General features: G+C 30.8%; 15 protein-coding genes. 6 read left to right on the forward strand and 9 right to left on the reverse strand.

The genetic code is table 11. The features are described from left to right. Nucleotides 1-117 precede the first annotated feature (117 nt). Nucleotides 118-1,467 carry an NADP-specific glutamate dehydrogenase gene (gene gdhA / locus B3I31_RS07070; protein ID WP_180905982.1) on the forward strand — a complete coding sequence of 450 codons (1,350 nt, stop codon included), beginning with the start codon at nt 118-120 and terminating at the stop codon, nt 1,465-1,467. Nucleotides 1,468-1,556: 89 nt separating this feature from the next. On the opposite strand, the gene B3I31_RS07075 is transcribed toward gdhA, so the two are convergent. Next, nucleotides 1,557-2,234 carry a response regulator transcription factor gene (locus B3I31_RS07075; protein ID WP_291058580.1) on the reverse strand — a complete coding sequence of 226 codons (678 nt, stop codon included), beginning with the start codon at nt 2,232-2,234 and terminating at the stop codon, nt 1,557-1,559. Further along, nucleotides 2,224-3,546: a sensor histidine kinase gene (locus B3I31_RS07080; protein ID WP_125350246.1), complete on the reverse strand. Its 1,323-nt coding sequence runs from the start codon at nt 3,544-3,546 to the stop codon at nt 2,224-2,226. The genes B3I31_RS07075 and B3I31_RS07080 overlap by 11 nt, the downstream gene beginning before the upstream one ends. Nucleotides 3,547-3,668: 122 nt before the next feature. On the opposite strand from B3I31_RS07080, the gene B3I31_RS07085 reads away from it, so the two are divergent. Continuing rightward, nucleotides 3,669-6,035: an outer membrane beta-barrel family protein gene (locus B3I31_RS07085; protein WP_286496095.1), complete on the forward strand. Its 2,367-nt coding sequence runs from the start codon at nt 3,669-3,671 to the stop codon at nt 6,033-6,035. A gap of 49 nt (nt 6,036-6,084) precedes the next feature. Beyond that, the gene (locus tag B3I31_RS07090; RefSeq protein WP_286496093.1) at nt 6,085-6,543 is read left to right on the forward strand and encodes a GNAT family N-acetyltransferase; all 459 of its coding nucleotides are present in this window, start codon (nt 6,085-6,087) and stop codon (nt 6,541-6,543) included. Between the two features lie 28 nt (nt 6,544-6,571). On the opposite strand, the gene B3I31_RS07095 is transcribed toward B3I31_RS07090, so the two are convergent. The 5 genes from B3I31_RS07095 to B3I31_RS07115 all read right to left on the reverse strand — a co-directional run bounded on the left by B3I31_RS07095 (nt 6,572) and on the right by B3I31_RS07115 (nt 11,320). Further along, nucleotides 6,572-6,748, reverse strand: coding sequence for a hypothetical protein (locus tag B3I31_RS07095; RefSeq protein WP_286496092.1), 177 nt, complete (start codon nt 6,746-6,748; stop codon nt 6,572-6,574). A 17-nt stretch (nt 6,749-6,765) separates the two neighbouring features. After that, nucleotides 6,766-7,515 carry an SDR family NAD(P)-dependent oxidoreductase gene (locus B3I31_RS07100; RefSeq protein WP_219034947.1) on the reverse strand — a complete coding sequence of 250 codons (750 nt, stop codon included), beginning with the start codon at nt 7,513-7,515 and terminating at the stop codon, nt 6,766-6,768. Nucleotides 7,516-7,519: 4 nt separating this feature from the next. Beyond that, nucleotides 7,520-10,345: a hypothetical protein gene (locus B3I31_RS07105; RefSeq protein ID WP_291058578.1), complete on the reverse strand. Its 2,826-nt coding sequence runs from the start codon at nt 10,343-10,345 to the stop codon at nt 7,520-7,522. A 63-nt stretch (nt 10,346-10,408) separates the two neighbouring features. Further along, on the reverse strand, nt 10,409-11,035 hold the full coding sequence (locus B3I31_RS07110) for a carbonic anhydrase (protein ID WP_219034949.1): 627 nt from the start codon (nt 11,033-11,035) through the stop codon (nt 10,409-10,411). Between the two features lie 6 nt (nt 11,036-11,041). Next, complete coding sequence (locus B3I31_RS07115) at nt 11,042-11,320, reverse strand: GNAT family N-acetyltransferase (protein ID WP_125350239.1); 279 nt, start codon at nt 11,318-11,320, stop codon at nt 11,042-11,044. Nucleotides 11,321-11,588: 268 nt separating this feature from the next. Here B3I31_RS07115 and dnaN point away from each other — a divergent pair, with 268 nt between their 5' ends. The 3 genes from dnaN to B3I31_RS07130 are packed head-to-tail and all read left to right on the forward strand — an operon-like array spanning nt 11,589 to nt 15,621. Then, complete coding sequence (gene dnaN / locus B3I31_RS07120; RefSeq protein ID WP_038337242.1) at nt 11,589-12,707, forward strand: DNA polymerase III subunit beta; 1,119 nt, start codon at nt 11,589-11,591, stop codon at nt 12,705-12,707. A gap of 36 nt (nt 12,708-12,743) precedes the next feature. Beyond that, nucleotides 12,744-15,173 carry a phenylalanine--tRNA ligase subunit beta gene (pheT, locus tag B3I31_RS07125; protein ID WP_291050907.1) on the forward strand — a complete coding sequence of 810 codons (2,430 nt, stop codon included), beginning with the start codon at nt 12,744-12,746 and terminating at the stop codon, nt 15,171-15,173. Between the two features lie 13 nt (nt 15,174-15,186). After that, nucleotides 15,187-15,621, forward strand: a complete 435-nt coding sequence (locus B3I31_RS07130; protein ID WP_219034952.1) for an META domain-containing protein — start codon at nt 15,187-15,189, stop codon at nt 15,619-15,621. A gap of 37 nt (nt 15,622-15,658) precedes the next feature. On the opposite strand, the gene B3I31_RS07135 is transcribed toward B3I31_RS07130, so the two are convergent. Next, on the reverse strand, nt 15,659-17,035 hold the full coding sequence (locus tag B3I31_RS07135) for an AAA family ATPase (RefSeq protein WP_219034953.1): 1,377 nt from the start codon (nt 17,033-17,035) through the stop codon (nt 15,659-15,661). 139 nt (nt 17,036-17,174) lie between these two features. Then, nucleotides 17,175-18,473, reverse strand: a complete 1,299-nt coding sequence (locus B3I31_RS07140) for a cation:proton antiporter (protein ID WP_286496087.1) — start codon at nt 18,471-18,473, stop codon at nt 17,175-17,177. Nucleotides 18,474-18,534 lie beyond the last annotated feature (61 nt).

Consider the following 18,534-nt stretch of genomic DNA (forward strand, 5'->3'; position numbering starts at 1 on the left):
TAAAGATTCTGAGTAGTCAAAATTATCAACTTCATAAATATTAAAAGTTTAATTTAAAAAATATGTTATTTTTTTTATTGTTAATTGTAATTTTATCAATAATCAAACACAAATAGCATGGATACTTTATTTTACTCAGAAAAATTCATTCAAAGAATTAAATCAAAAAACCCAAACGAAAAAGAATTTTTACAAGCAGTTGAAGAAGTTTCCGAAACCATTTTACCATTTGTAGAAGAAAATCCTAAATACAAGAAATTCAAAATTCTTGAAAGAATTGCAGAACCAGAACGCATTATTCAGTTTAGAGTAACTTGGGTTGATGACAAAGGCGAAATCCAAATCAACAAAGGTTATCGTGTACAAATGAACTCTGCAATTGGTCCTTACAAAGGCGGTTTGCGCTTTCATCCATCTGTTAATCTATCTATTCTTAAATTCTTAGCTTTTGAACAAGTTTTCAAAAATAGCTTGACAACATTACCTATGGGTGGCGGAAAAGGTGGTTCTGATTTTGATCCAAAAGGAAAATCTGACATGGAAATTATGCGCTTCTGCCAATCTTTTATGAGCGAATTATCTCGTCATATTGGTGCAGATGTAGATGTTCCCGCGGGTGATATTGGTGTTGGAGGACGAGAAATTGGTTATTTATTCGGTCAATACAAACGAATGCGAAACGAATTTACAGGTGTTTTAACTGGAAAAGGTTTGGAATATGGCGGTTCTTTGATTCGTCCTGAAGCAACTGGTTACGGTTTATTATATTTTGTAGAATGTATGTTAGCCGAAAAAAAAGAAACCTTAAAAGGAAAAACGGTTTCTATTTCTGGCTCTGGAAATGTTGCACAATATGCTGCTGAAAAGTCTCTAGAATTGGGTGCTAAAGTGGTAACACTTTCTGATTCTTCTGGATATATTTATGATGAAGATGGTTTTGACACAGAAAAATTAAAGGTCATTTTCAAAATTAAAAATGATAATTATGACAGAATCTCAAAGTATGTTGATTATTATCCAAATGCTAAATTTTTCTCTGACCAAAACCCTTGGAAAGTCCCTTGTGATATAGCTTTGCCATGTGCAACACAAAACGAATTGGATTTGCAAGATGCGCAAACTTTACATCTCAATGGTTGCAAATTGGTTGCCGAAGGTGCAAATATGCCAACAACTCCCGAAGCGGTTCATTATTTTTTGGATCATCAAATTTTATACGGACCTGGTAAAGCTGCAAATGCCGGTGGTGTTGCGACTTCTGGATTGGAAATGTCTCAAAATTCGATTCGTCAAAATTGGAACAGAGAAAAAGTAGATTATCGATTGAAAGAAATTATGATAAAAATTCATCACCAATGTAAAAAATATGGAAAAGGCGAATTTCAAGAAAATATAAATTATTACAAAGGCGCTAATATAGCTGGTTTCGTAAAAGTTGCCGATGCTATGATTGCTCAAGGAATATAAAAATCCATTTATAAAATTCGGTTCCCTTTACTGAATTTAGAATTCAATTGTTTGTTATTAAAGCTGAACTTCTGTTCAGCTTTATTTTTTTAGAGAGGAAAATTAATTTTAAACCCAATTCCACGAACAGATTCAAATTTTATCGTTTCATCGTTCTGAAAATATTTGCGCAAACGTGTCATAAAAACATCTAAACTTCTACCCATAAAATAATCGTTTTCGCCCCAAATTTTTTCTAAAATCTCTTTACGGCTCACTAATTTTTGATTATTCTGAATCAAGAAACTCAACAATTCTGCTTCTTTTTCTGTTAACTGAAATTTTTCTTCTTGATAAGATAATTGCAATTGATTTGGATGAAAAACATAAGTTCCAATTTTAATCAATTCTTCTAAAACAGGTTGATTTCGTTTCAAAATATTTTTTATTCTCAAAACCAATTCTTCAGGATCGCAAGGTTTTGTAATATAATCATCTGCACCTAATTTCAGACCTAAAACCCGATCAAAACTTTGCGCTTTAGCAGTCAAAAACAAATATGGAATTGTAATGGTTTCGGCTAATTTCTTCGCCAAGGAAAAACCATCAATTTCGGGTAACATGACATCAAAAATGATTAATTGAGCTGATTCCAACGATTCTATTTCCTTCAATAGTTTTTGTGGATGATCAAACCAAGTCACTTCAAAATCAGAAAATTCTAGATATTGTTTGAGAACAGTTCCCAAATCTTGATCATCTTCTACTAAAATTAATTTAGTTTTCATTCGGCAAAATGATTAAAAATTGAACACCTTTGTCTTTATTATTCTGAACGTTAATTGTTCCTAAATATCGTTCGATTGTATTCTTGACCAAAAATAATCCAACACCCAAACCGCTTACATTTTGGTTAATAGAACGATTCACACGATAATATTTATCAAAAATAAGAGGCAAATCATTGGTTGGAATTCCAATTCCATTATCCGAAAAATTCAATGTTATTTTTTTTTGAAATTTAAAATCTAATACAATTTCAGTAGCTCCATATTTGACTGAATTTTCAATTAAATTCTGAGCAATTTGTTTAAAATCGTTTGTTTTCAGTACATTATTTTTCTCGAAAATACTTTGATTAATAAGTTTAATTTCTGGATATTGAAGTTGAATCTTTTGGATAATTTCATTCAAAATAACCTCATCTAACAATTCAGAATTTTCGTCATTTTTCACAAAAATAGAATCAACAGTTTGCTCCAAACGATTAATTTGTCTGTTCATCATTTGTTGCGTTTCTGGATGTTGAACTTGATGCAAAGCAAATTTCATCGTCGTAATTGGCGTATTCAATTCATGCGCAATAGAGTCTATTGTCAAATGTAATTGATTGATTTTTTCTTCTTGTTTCGATAAATTTTTAAGACTTTTCCAATACAAAAAGACAATTAATCCAACAATCAACAAACTCACAATGATTAAAGGAATAATTTTCTTGAGAATTAAAAATTTCAAATTCAGTAATTCAAAATCTGTCTTTCCTCTAATTTTATATTTATGACGTTCATTTTTATTAATTCCTAAATCAGAATCTGTTTGATTACTAATATCATCCGATGACCAAACACTTTGATTAATATTAGTTGGTTTCGCAATTTTATTTGTCGTTTCGTAAATCACATACTTTTTCTTTGGCAATAATTCTTTATGATTCAATTCATCATAAACCGAATAAACATCTGTACGAAGCGCTATTTCAAAATTATTTTCCTTAGAATAAACGTCTAATAGAGAATCTACAATTGGCGTATAAATCTCATAATTATAATCTACTTTCGTTCGAATTATTTGTAATTCATCAAACTGTTTTTTTTCATCATGATTCAGTTTTTTGAAATAATCTAAAATCTTATCATCATTAGAATCTGTTTCATATTTTGACATAAAATTCATCACTTTAACTCCAATTTCACACGCCTCTTTATTCATATCTTTCTCAATCAATCGATACAAATTGTAGATATAATACCCTTGCAATGCAACCAAAACGATCAATGCAAAAGAGAAAATAAATGTATAATGTTTTTTAGATAATTTCATAAGCTTTCCATCAATTCAAAAATACATTGTTTTCGCACATAAATTACACATTAACTCATCGTTAACCGTTCATTAACCAAGTAAAATCGAAACTTGAAAGAGATTTGTTAAAAATCTGAACCATGAAAATAGTAATAACATTTTTTCTGCTACTTCCAAATTTAATTTTTGCACAAATTATTTCTGGAAAAATTATCGATGAGCAAAATCAACCAATCAAAAATAGTTCTATTGAAGTTGAAATTCCTTCACAAGATCCAATTGTAGCTGAATCGAATGAAAATGGCGAATTTAATTTTGAGCTTCATCAAGCACAATCATTTACAATTTACATTAAAGAATTTGGTTACCAAGAATTTGAAAAGACATATCAAGCTAACTCAGAAAACTCTTTGATTATTACGCTTCAAAAAGATGAAACAATTAACTTAAAAGACGTTGTTTTTTCTAGTCAAAAACCTTTGTTGAAACGAAAAATTGATCGAATAGAATTTAATGTCGAAAATACGCCTTTGCAAAATTTAAGTGCTTGGGATATCGTGAAAAACACGCCAAATGTTCTTCTAAAAAATGAACAGTTAAGTGTGAGAGGAAATACGCAAATTTTAGTCACAATTAATGATAAAAAAACATTAATGTCCCAAGATGATTTGAAACAATTGTTGGAAAATACTGATGGTGCAACAGTTTCTTCGGTTGAAGTCATTACCAATCCGCCTGCAAAATATGAAGCTTCTGGAAGCGCGATTATAAATATTAAAATGAAGAAAAATGTGCTTTCTGGTTACAAAGGACAAATTGCGACACGTTATCATCAATCTATTTATAGCAAAGGAATGCTGGGTACTACCCAATCTTACAATACAGAAAAATGGCAATTGACAGGAAGTTATTATTTTGTGAATGGAAAATATGTTCGCAAGAATTTTGATGTAACAACTTATGAAAAAGATCAGACACGCTGGGAAAGTGACATGATTCGTCGAACAGTTGCGAAACAACAACATATTTACAACTTTGCTTCTCAATATTCAATTGATAGTTTACAGAATTTTCAGTTTGGAATAAATGGTTCTAGAAATCCTGCTTCAATTGGGAATTATAACGTTCCGACAAATATTTACAATACAACAAATAATCAACTTGAATCATTTTATAAAACACAAAATCATCGTCGCGAAGCTTCAAATAATTTTAATACGTATTTGGTTTATGACAAAAAAATTGCGAAAAATAATTTGACTTGGAGTAACAATTTTAGTCATCGTTATTACAAAGAAAATCAAGATGTTTTAACAAAACTGAATTTCAAGGATAAACCTTATGAAGAAAATCGTTTTTTGAGTGCTGCACTTCAAAAATTGAATCTATTTTCTACACAAATTGATTATAGTTTCACTAATGAAAATTTCGGCTTGGAAGCGGGAGCGAAATATAGTTTTGTGAAGAATGATAATGATTTAGATTTCTTTGAGTCGATTCAAAATCAAATCGAATATCAACCCGAAAAAAGTAATATTTTTGATTACAAAGAACAGATTTTTGCGTTGTATATTTCTGGAAATTACAAATGGAAAAAATGGGAAGCAAAAGCTGGTTTGAGATCTGAAACAGCTCTTATAAATACGATTTCTGATAATCCAATTAGCCAAAATAAACGAACAAACACCGATCTTTTTCCAACTTTATACGTCATGTATAATTTTGAAAATACTGGACAAATTGGTTTGAATTATGGAAAAAGAATTGATCGACCAGATTATAATTTCTTGAATCCTTCAAAATCATATTACAATCTGTTTTCTTATTTTCAGGGCGATGCCAATGCAATTTCTACGATTATTCACAATTTGAGTTTATCTTACACTTTGAAAGATTGGAATTTTGAAGCCTATTATCGATACGAGAAAAATCCAGCGATGGAAATTTCTATTCAAAATCCTGAAACTTTCGAAACAGTTTATCATTTTACAAACATCAAAAATGGAGAAGCTTTTGGAGCAAATCTTTCGAAAAATTTTAATCTAAAATCGTGGTGGAAACTGAATTTATTTACATTTGTGGAATATAATCAAAATTATTTTTTCGGACCAGATCAACAACAATACAAAAATGATGTGTTTACTTATTATATTTCTTTAAGCACTCAATTGGATTTAGACAAAGCAAAAACATTTAATATTTCGACAGGATATCATTATAATTCCCCAGCTATTCAAGCTTCATTTGATATTAGTTCTTCTCAAAATACATATTTGATTTTAAACAAAAAAATATGGGATAAACGTTTTGAAATTGGTTTGGTTTTCAATGATATTTTTAAAACTGATCGCAATACGATTTCTACGAAATACGCAAACCAAAATCAATATTTCAAAGATTATCGCGATACACAATATTTTATGTTGAATTTGAAATACAATTTCGGAAACCAGAAAGTAAAAGAAGCGAAACAAGCGGAAAAAACTGCAGAACAAAATAGAATTTAGCGTTACAAAAAAAACTTAAGTTTTATTAAATTTGAGGAAAAGCAATAAAATGAATTCAGTAAAAATCATTCGAACAAATTCTTCTAACAAAGATTTTCAAGAATTGGTAACAGAATTAGATAAAGATTTAGCGATAAGAAATGGCGAATTTCATTCTTTCTTTTCGCAATACAATAAAGTTGACAAAATAAATCACGTTGCTATCGCCTATTTAAACGAAAATCCTGTTGGTTGTGGCGCTATAAAACATTATTATGATACAACGATGGAAGTGAAAAGAATGTATGTAAATCCTGATTTTAGAGGAAATAGAATTGCAGCTAAAGTTCTGAATGAGTTAGAAAATTGGGCAATCGAATTAAATTATGAACGATGTATTTTGGAAACCGGATTGAAACAACCCGAAGCAATCGCGTTGTATGAACGATGTGATTACACAAGAATCGAAAATTACGATCAATACAAAGACATCGAAGAAAGTGTTTGTTATGAAAAAATATTGAAATAGAAAAGCTGAGCGATGCTCAGCTTTTTTATTATTTATTAGATTCTTTTACCATTTTGTTCATTTCGGATGCCGTAATTTCACCATCCATAATCATGTACATTTGTTGATCATCGCTGTTAATACTCATCAACACATTTTTAAAAACTTTCGCATTTGCATTTTCCGTTAAAAAGCGAATTTTACTTCCGTCCTTATTTATCGACATCAATTTTTCGAAATAGATTATTTTTTCAAGAAAACAGTTCCTCCAGCTTGCGCTTTTGGAAAAATTGTAACATCAGCAATTTGTACATGTTCTGGTTGTTGCAACAAATACTCTATTGCATTTGCAATATCCTCTCCAGCCAATGGTTCAAAACCTTTGTATACATTATCCGAAAGTTCTTGATTTCCTTTGAAACGAACCAAAGAAAATTCTGTTTCTACCGCTCCTGGCGCAATATTGGAAACTTTGATTCCGTAAGGTAACAAATCATAACGCATTCCTTTGCTTAACGATTCTACCGCCGCTTTCGACGCACAATATGTTCCTCCATTTGGATAAACTTCTTTTCCCGCAATCGAAGAAAGGTTGATGATATGAGCATTTGATGATTGTTTAAGAATTGGAATAATTGCTTTCGAAACGTAAATTAATCCTTTTACATTGATATCAATCATTGCTTCCAAATCCTCCAAATCAGCTGTATCAAAAGGTGCTAATCCGTGCGCATTTCCCGCATTATTGATTAAAACATCAATATTTTTCCACTCATTTTCTAAACTTTCTACTGCATTAAAAACAGCTTCCTTGTCTCGAACATCAAATTGAATGGTTTTTACTTCCGTAATTTGACTCAATTCTGCCTGAATTTCATCTAATCGTTCTTGACGACGCCCACACAAAATTAAACGATAATTTGGTGCTAATTTCTTTGCTGTCGCCATTCCTATGCCAGATGTTGCTCCGGTTATGAAGACTGTTCTTTTCATTTTCTTAAATAATTAAAAGTGCTTTTTTAAGACCGTCTAAGATACAAGCTAAAAAGAAATTAAAAAATGATTTATCCTGTTTTCGTTCGATATTTTCTACTTTTTCTTCTTTCATTTTTCCACGAGAATCATTCTTTACCGCTGCATTTCCAACTGCTGATAATAATTTCCTTTTCGAACCATCATCACGCAAAACATTCACTTTCAAATTTTGATAATCTATTCCAAAATTTCCTCCAGCAACTTTATCATTTCCATCAAAATTAAATTTTATTTGATTGAAAAATCCATCAACAGAAACCTTAAGATATGGTTTCACAAAAGGATCGAGATTTTTTGCAGGAAGTTTTGAAATTGAACCATTGATATTAAATTTCTCTGAACGATTCATTGGATTAAATGTCCAATTTGCACGCAAATCTCCATTCATAAATTCTGAATGCCAATCAACATCAACGTTTGGTAAAGATATTTTACGATAACCCGAATTGACATTTTTAACCCTTGCATTTATCGACGAAAACGTCAATTTTCCTGTTCCAATACTTTTAGCCGTTTCCTCTTCATATTCTAATTTAGAGTTGACCAATTGCAACTGTTTCACCCCTAAATCGAATTTCATTTCACGTAATTTTTGTGAAAACATTGTTTTACGTTTTGTGTCATCAGGTGGAACCAAACTTCTATAAATATTTGCATAAAGCTGGTTCAATTTTATTTGATTCGCTTTCAAGAAAAAATCTTTTGAAGGCGAAATTCCCCATTGTATACCGTTTCCTTGCAATTGTTTCACAGAAACAGTATACAAATCAGCTTGTTTTTGCAAAGATGCAGTATATGCTTTTCGAGTAAGTTTTGGTGTCAATTTTAATTGATTTAACGTCAAATTTCCATTCTGAAACTGCAAAGCTCCAGTAGTCATCTTATATATTTTTCCTAAATCAAAATCGATTCCCGAAGATTTCAGTAATACAGATTTATAAGAAAAAGGAATCGCTTCTTGAATTGTTTTTGGATCAACATTAATTTGATTAAACGCTAACTGAATTTGCTTCAATGTTAAATTCGGCGTTTTTTGTTGATAAGGAATCACATCTAAATGTCCATTTACCAACGAAATTTTATCGACTTTTATAACATCGTTAAATTCTTTTGACGTTTTTCCTTCTCGTTGCGCCACTCGTCTTGGCTGTCCATAAATTGTAAATTTTGGATTTTTGAAAATAACCTGATTGATTCGAAGTTCTTTCCCATAATCATTTTTCAATCCTAAAACCGTCAAATTAACATTATTGAAATCAAATTTTTGAGAAGCTATAAAACGCGATTGCTTGATTTGAATTGTATCAATTCCAAGGTTAAAATTAATCAAGAACTTTTCTGTTGCTTTTTCAACTTTCTTCGCAATAACTTTTTCATTCTTTTGATCGATGATTTTCACATTTACCTCATCCAATTTGATTGAATTGGTATGAAAATAAAAATCACCATTTTTGATTCCCCAACTGTTATTATTCAACGTCAAAATTGGCGCTTCGACATCTAATAATGTGTTTGATTTTGTATAATTTCGATTAAATTGATTTTTTGAAATTAATGGTTTCATTTTGAAATTTTTCAGAATCAATTTCTTTTCAGTTAAATCAAAATTAGATGCTGTTAACGTGTGCATTTCATTCAATCGATAATACATCGAATCCAACTTAATACGGAAAGTTTTATAATCAATCGGAATATCATTTGTGCGTGTCAACGCATTCATTTTTATTCCTTCGATATTTAACGCCACATTATTTATTGCATATTTTACCGTTTTTGCATTCGAGAAGAGTGAACGAATTTTACCATTTTCTATTTGTAATTTTTTGATATTAATTAACTCCGCATCTTCCGTTTTTATGCTTACTTTTTTAGTTGATTGTTTCTCAACTTTATTCTCAGGTTTGGCAGAAATAATGGCAATTTTTGGATTTTTGAATTTGATTAAATCTGTTTTAAAATATAATTTATCTTCTGAAGTAAATCCCCAATCCATCTTAGAAAGCGAAAGAAGTGGTGATTCAATATCCAATAAATCATTTTCAGAATCGTTTGGAACGTACATTTTTCCGTTCATTTTAAGTGGTTTCATCAAGAAATTATCCAACTCAAAATCAGTTTCATTAAAACGAACTTTTCGTGCTCTAATCAATTGTTGATCTTTAACCACAAAAAACATCGAATCTAATTTAATATCAAAAGCAGAATATCTGAACGGAATTTTTTTGTCCGCTGTTCGCTCATTGAAACGAACACCGTCAAAATCAATCGAAAAATTAGAAACATTTGCAATATGTTTTTTCCCTGATTGAGAATACAAATTGAATTCGCCGTTGTTTATATTTACATTGGAAACATCAATACTTTGACCAACTTTGGATTGCGCTGTATCTTTTTTGACCGAATCTTTTTTCTCTTTAAGATAATAATTTACAGAGGGATTATTGATGTTGATTGAATATGCTGTAACTTCTTTTTTGGTAATTAATTTTATAAAATTGATACCGACAACATTTATTTCTTTCACTTTTCCTGTTGCATCAATCGAATCCTTTATCAACAAAGAATCTTTTGGAGAAACTTCAACATTTTTTAGTGATAAAGACGAATTAAAAATAGAAAAGCTCAAATCTTCGTAAGTCAGATTATAAGCCGTATCGTTTTTTTCTGCAATGATTTTTGGAAGTCGATCATTCAGAAAATAGGAGATGTAAAAACTTAAAATAAAAAGTACCGCAATAATAGAAATTAAAGCGATACCTATTTTTTTTATCCAACGGTTTTTAATCATTGATATAGTTTGGTTAACAGTCTTAAGAACAATTATTATACCAGATATAACAAAATGTTAAATTTATTCGTTGATATCGTAGATTTCTTTGATATTTTCTAAGATTTTATCGAAGTTTAAATTCAAATCAATTAATTTCCCAGTAAACAAATCGAACACCCAACCGTGTACTTCCAATCCATTTTCCATAGCACGTTGCACGAAAGGATTTTTTACCACATTTACACATTGTTCTTGTACATTTAACTCTACCAAACGATTATAGCGCATTCCTTCGTTTTCGATTGCATTTAATTCTTCTGAATGTAAACGATAAACATCTCGAATATTACGCAACCAAGGATTCATCATTCCTAAATCTTTCGGAATCATTGCAGATTTAATCCCTCCACAATTATAATGTCCACAAACTATAATATGTTTCACTTTTAGGTGTTCTACCGCATAGTCTAAAACAGAAGTGGTATTCATATCCAAACTAATTACCATATTAGCAATATTGCGGTGTACAAAAACCTCACCTGGCTCCGCTCCCAACAACTCTTCTGCCGTCACACGACTATCCGAACAACCAATGTAAAGCACTTCTGGATTTTGACCAGCCGAAAGCTTATCAAAATATTGCTCGTCTTGTCCTAAACGTTTATTTACCCACTCTTGGTTGTGTTCAAAAACTTTTTCTAAATTCATAATTTTCTAAATTACATCTTGTACTTCTGGATGTTTACCAACATAAACGCTCACATAACTACAAAATGGAATGATTTTCAACTGATTTTTTCTTGCGTAATCTACAGCTTCTAACACTAATTTTTCGGCCAAACCTTGTCCTCTCAATTCGGGATTAACACCTGTATGATTAATCAACATTTGTTTTTCTTTCAGCATAAAAGTTAATTCACCAACTTCTTTATTATTCTCATCAAGAAGTATAAAAACTCCATTTTTTCCTTCTAAATTCAATTCAATTTTCATAGAATAGTATTTTAAATTCAAATTAATCTTTTTGGATGAGATTTGGTCAAAAAGATTTGTTAAAAGTCTCGATATACAAGACAAATTTACGGGTGAAAAGTTTTTAATTCAAAGAAAATTTAAACAAATAATAACAATCAATTTACAATCATCTTTCTATTTGATAATCAACAACAAGCCATTCTATATAATATTTAATGTATAGGTTTGAGTTTTTTACTTGATTATTTATTACATTTGTTAGATATTTTAAGGAAATATTCTTCATATGAAATTTATTGTATCGAGCAACACGTTATTAAAAAATGTTAACTTAATCGGAGGGGTTATAAACTCTAATAATACTTTACCAATCCTTGATAATTTTTTATTCGAATTGGATGGTAGCCAATTAACTATCACTGGTTCTGATTTAGAAACAACAATTTCAACAACTTTAGAAGTTGAGTCTAATGATAATGGAAAAATTGCAATTCCATCAAAAATCTTAACTGACACGTTGAAAACTTTCCCTGCGCAACCGCTTACTTTTATCCAAAAAGAAGGAAATACGTTGGAAATTGTTTCAGAACAAGGAAATTATCAGTTAGCATTCGAAGACGCAAACGAATATCCTCAAACGCCAGATATCGAAGACGCAAGCTCTACAACACTTAGTGCAAGCATTTTATCAGAAGCAATTATCAAAACTATTTTTGCGACAGGAAACGACGAATTACGTCCAATTATGACAGGAGTCTTCTTCCAAGCAAATGCAGATATTTTCCGTTTTGTTGCTACAGATGCGCATCGTTTGGTAAAATATACTCGCAATGGCTTAGACAATTTACAAGCTGCTGAATATATTATGCCGAAAAAACCACTTAACTTATTGAAAAATATTTTAGGAGGAAATAATGACGATGTAACAATCGAATATAACAATACAAATACACGTTTTTCATTCCAAAACATCGTGTTAACTTGTCGTTTGATTGATGGTAAATATCCTAATTATGAAGCGGTAATTCCAAAAGAAAATCCAAATGTATTAACGATTAACAGAAACTTATTCTTGACATCTTTGAAACGTGTGGCAATTTTCTCTAACAAAACAACAAACCAAGTTCGATTAAAATTAGTTGGAAATTCATTGACAATTTCTGCTGAAGATATCGATTTTGCAAACAAAGCAGAAGAAAGACTTCCTTGTGATTACAACGGAACTGATTTACAAATCGGTTTCAATTCTCGTTTCTTAATCGAAATGTTGAACAATTTACAATCAGAAGAAATAACATTAGAAATGTCTGAACCGAATCGTGCAGGAATCATCAAACCAGTTGATGGACTAGAAGATGGCGAAGAAATCTTAATGCTAGTTATGCCAGTTATGTTAAACGCATAATCAAAAAGAATACATAAAATTCATTTATACAATACAATGAAAATTTCATACAATTGGCTAAAAACCTACATTGATACAGATATCACACTTGATGAAGTGTCTTCAACACTTACAAGTACGGGTCTAGAAGTTGAAGGTGTAGAACAAGTAGGTGGAGCTAAAAATTATTTGGAAACCGTATTAGTTGGTAAAGTTTTATCAGCTGTGCCACATCCAAACGCAGATAAATTAAGAGTTACTAAAATAGATTTAGGAGACGGAAAAGAAACGCAAATTGTTTGTGGAGCTCCTAATGTTGCAGAAGGTCAAAATGTTCCTGTTGCAACTGTCGGAACGGTTTTACCTTCACCAGATGGTGAATTTAAAATCAAGAAGGCAAAAATTCGTGGTGAAGAATCTTTCGGAATGATTTGTTCTGAAGTAGAATTAGGAATTGGTACAGATCATTCTGGTATTTTAGTTTTACCAGAAGATTTAAAACCTGGAACTTCTACGTTCGACCTATTCGGAAAAAATGATGAAGTTGACCACGAAATCGAAATTGGTTTAACGCCAAATCGTGCGGATGCAATGTCACATTTTGGTGTAGCGCGTGATTTACATGCGGCCCTTAAAACTCGTGATATCGCGTCAACATTCAAAACATATGATGTATCAAATTATCCTACGACAGATTTCGGAAAAAATCCTATTTCTATCGAGGTTAAAGATACAGAAGCAGCGCCTCGTTATGCAGGTGTTTACTTAAAAAATGTAAAAGTTGCTGAGTCGCCAGATTGGTTAAAAAATCGTTTAAAAGTTATAGGATTATCGCCAATTAATAATGTGGTTGATATTACCAATTACATTTTACACGATTTAGGACAACCTTTACATGCTTTTGATGCAGCTAAAATTGAAGGAAATAAAGTAATCGTTCAGAAATTAGCAGAAGGAACAAAATTCACAACTTTAGATGGCGTTGAACGTACATTAAAAGGACATGAATTGATGATTTGCAACGAGAATAATCCAATGTGTATTGCTGGAGTTTTCGGAGGAAAAGATTCTGGAGTTTCGGATGCAACGACAACTATTTTCTTAGAATCAGCATATTTCGAGCCAGTAACAATTCGTAAAGGAGCGAAAGCACATGCATTAAATACGGATGCTTCTTTCCGCTTTGAACGTGGAATTGATCCTAACATAACTATCGACGCGTTGAAGAAAGCTGCGATGATGTTAGTTGAAATTGCTGGTGCTGAAATTGCATCTAATATTGATGATATTTATGCAAATCCTATTCAAAACTTTAATGTAAAATTACGTTTACATAAAGTGGTTGAATTATTAGGAGTTGAAATTCCAGAACATAAAATCAAATCGATTTTAGAAAATTTAGAAATTAAAATTTTGTCAGAAAATGATGGAATTTTAGATTTAGAAGTTCCAGCTTATCGTGTAGATGTACAACGTGATGTAGATTTGATTGAAGATATTTTGAGGATTTATGGATACGATAATATCGAAATTCCTTCAAAATTCTCGTTTTCTTATGTTCCAAATCAAAAAGTTAGTCCAGATAAAATCGAAGATTTTATTGCGCGTCAATTGATTTCTTTCGGATTCAATGAAGCGATGAATAACTCGTTAACGAAAAGAGAATACGAAGAAATTTTCTTTTATCCAGAAGGTGAAAGTGTTGCAATGTTAAATCCGCTTTCTGCTGATTTAGCTGTAATGCGTCGCATTTTATTGAATGGTTTATTAGAAAATGTTGCGTTCAATATCAACCGTCGTAATTCGGATGTTAAATTATTTGAATTTGGGAAAGTTTATCGCAAAATTGATGGTATTTACGAAGAAAATAAATGTTTAGGAATCGTTCTTTCAGGAAACTTTAATAGCGAATCGTGGACAGGAAATTTACGTAAAGCTTCATTTGCTGATTTGAAAGGTTTGATTAAACAAATTTTTGTTCGATTAGATATTCAAATTACAGATGAGTTACCTGCAAAAGATGATAATTTCTTAGATGGAATTGAATTTGTTTCTGGTCAAAAATCATTAGGAAAACTTGGAATCATCAGCAAAAAATTAGCAAAAAAATTAGGCGTTAATCAAGATGTTTTCTTTGCTCAATTAAATTGGGATGCAATGGTTGCTTTAGCAAACAAACACGATTTGAAATACAAAGAAATCTCTAAATTCCCAGGTTCTCGTAGAGATTTAGCTTTATTGCTTGATTCTTCTGTGAAATATGAAGAATTGTACAAAGCGACAAAAGAAGTCAAAACGAATTTGTTGAAAGCCGTTAATTTATTCGACGTTTACGAAGGAGATAAATTGCCAGCTGGTAAAAAATCGTATGCTTTAAGTTTTATGATTCAAGACGAAAATAAAACATTAAGCGATCAAGAAATTGATGGTTTAATGAATAAATTAATCAAATTGTATCAAGAAAAATTCAACGCTGAGTTGAGATAAAATATTCCGAAAAATGAAAAAGATTGTAACTTTATTTTCAGCAACTATTTTGATGAGTTTTATAGCAACTTCTTGTTCTACAAGCGCAAGTACTGCTAAAATTAAACCTAAAGCGGAAGTTTCGATTTCAAATCAAAATTGGTATTTGATCAACGATAACAACGTAGTAAAAGGTTTGTACGATAAAGACGTGATGTTGGTTATTGACGAAGCTAATTCGACTGTAAGTGGATTTGCAGGTTGCAACAATTTCAATGCTTCTTTTACAAAAGTTAGCGGCGTTACAAGCTTTGTTAATTTTTCTGAAACTAAAATGGCTTGTCCTAATTTGCAAGAAGAAAAAGCATTTTTATCGATGTTGAAAAGTGTAAATCGTTACGAAGTTTCAGGAAAAGAATTACATCTTTACAAAAGCAATATTTTATTATTAAAATTCAAAACAATTTAGTTTTTATAATAAAAAAGCTCCTTACAAGGAGCTTTTTTTATGTTTCTTTATTTTCTTCTACCGATTTTATCTCAACAGTATCATCACTTTGCTTGAAACCAATTTTAGTAATCGGAATTTCTTTTGATGATAAATAAAACTCTAAATCAGCATTTAATTCGATCAGACGATGCGGAAAATCTTGACCAACATTTTGCTTGGCTTCTGTTAAGAAAATTGCGCAATGTTTTAAATAATCAGGCGTTAATTTCGATTTTGCTTCTTGAAATGCAGAAAACAATACCTTTTCTGTCATCACAATATTTTTCGTTTCATCTTTTCTGTATAATGCATATAAACGTTTTTTAAGCGATTGTGTAAAATCAATCATCATTGTATTTGAGAAAATTTTCATTTCAGCCGCATAAGGCGTCCAGAAATCTTTGTTCAACGCATTTTGATTTTTCAAAATTGATAATAACGGAGAATCTTGCGCCAAATTCGTAGTCATGTGATGTAGAAGTAATTGTTTGCGCTCGTCAAAAGTTGGAGGAAAAATCGGAATATGTAAATCAAAACGACCAGGTGCAACGATTTCATCATTCAAATTTGCTAAAGATTCAACAGCTCCAACAATCAAAAGTTCTTTCGTATCATTTTTCTGAATATGTCTAAGAACGGAATAAAACAAATCGACCATTTCGGGATAAATGGTATTTACAGAAGTAGAATGTAATATTTCGTCGAACGAATCAATAAACAATAATGTTTTAGGTTGATTCATCTTTTTTGAAAGAAAATCGGAGAATTTATTCTTTTTGTTATCAAAATTCCCAACTAAATAATCATTGAAAATATGTACAAATTCGTAACCAATCATATCCGCTATTTTCTTTGCCCAATATATTTTCCCACTACCTGGAGGTCCATACAAAATCAAGCCAGCAGGTTTTGAGATTCCCCAACTTTCTCCTTGATCTTTGCTGATAAATGGATCTAACATATCAGTCATATAAAAATACAAATCAGTATAACCAACTAAACTTTTACCAGAAAAATCTTCGCATTGCGGAAATGCTTTTTCTATAAACGGATATTTTCCCCCAATGTAAGAATGAATCAAATAACTTGACACTCCCGTTTTCATCTGCTTTGCAACCTCGGCAGGAATTCCATTTGTCACAAAAAAATGAAGCACTTCTTCTTCTTTCGCTCCAATTGTTTTAGCGATTTCTTCTATTGTTTTTTCTTTGGAATAATCTTCGGCATATCTTTTTAAGAAATCTTTATTCTCTTCCGAAAATGTTATAAATTGTTGTGTTACATTAAAATTTTCGTCAATACAAAAACTCAAATCAATATTAAAATCATTGATAAAATTCTGTAAACTTCCTAAAGATATTTCGAGTTGATTAGATAAATCCTTTAATTTCATTCTGTTGGCTTGTTCTAATTTCTATTAAAAATAAAGATTAATTCGTGAACTAAACCATTTTAAGTTCTAAACTTCTGTTAAAGGAGCAAGCGCATCTATAGATGCGCTTGCTCCTTTTAATTGTATATTTTAAAATTATTTACAATTTAGATGAATTAAGATAATCTTCCATTTCTTCTTTATTTGCTTCATCAGATTCGTCTTTTAGAACACGATGAGCCACTTTACCTACAGTTAAACCTTGAATAACGATTGAAAATAAAACAACGATGTATGTAATCTCTAATAACAAATCTTTCCATTCCGAATTTGGCATCGAAAGAACTAACGCAATTGAAACTCCTCCACGAATTCCTCCCCAAACCAAGACAATAAGTGAACCTTTAGAAAAAGTGTTTTTTCTTAAAATAGTACGAGCTGGAATAACAATTGATAATGTTCGAGATAATAGGACTATAAAAATTGTGGCAATTCCTAATAGAATTTGATCCATTAAATCTTCTATTAACAACAATTCGAAACCTATAAAAAGGAATAAAATGGCATTCATTACCTCATCAATAAGCTCCCAAAATTTGTTTAAATAATCTTGAGTTGTTTTACTCATTGCGAATTTCTTTCCATAATTTCCGATTATTAAACCTGCGATAACCATAGCTAAAGGACTAGAAATATGAAGTTCTTTTGCAATCAAAAATCCTCCCATTACAATCGACAATGTAATTAAAGCTGAAACTTTATAATCATCAATTTTTTTCATCGAATTAGACGCTGTAAATCCAAGTAATAATCCAAGTAAGATTCCGCCTCCGGCTTCCATTAAAAATAATTTTGAAACACTTGAAAAATCAGCATCAAAGCTTGGATTAGTTGCTATTTGTAAAACTACTGCGAACATTACAACGGCCACACCATCATTAAACAGTGACTCTCCTGTAATTTTTGTCTCAATAATTTTAGGAACTTTTGCTTGTTTCAAAATTCCTAATACAACGATTGGATCAGTTGGTGAAATTAATGTTCCGAACAATAAACAATAGATATACGGAATTTGAATACCAAAATATGGCGCAATGTAATATAAAATTACTGATATAATAAATGCTGATAATACTACTGATATTGTAGCATAAGTAGCAATTGTCCATCTCAAGTTTTTCAAATCGAGAATATTAACGTGCATTGCGCCTGCAAAAAGCAGAAAATTAAGCATTGCGCCCATCAATATTTCATTGAAGTCTAAACTATTAAAGAGTTGAAACATGTCTTTTGTAGCATCAGGAAAATAGCTATCTCCCAATAAACGGATAGCGATAGATACTAACATGGCGATAATCATAATTCCAATTGTTCCAGGTAATTTTAGGAATCGAAGGTTTGCATAAGAAAATAATGCAGCAAGAACAATTAGAACCGAAAAAGAATAATATAGTTCCATTGGTATTGATTGATTAAAATTTGGAAAAAGTTACAAAAAAAGGCAATATCCAAAAAACTGT

This window comes from Empedobacter sp. UBA3475, from assembly GCF_002378465.1.
GTDB lineage: Bacteria > Bacteroidota > Bacteroidia > Flavobacteriales > Weeksellaceae > Empedobacter > Empedobacter falsenii_B.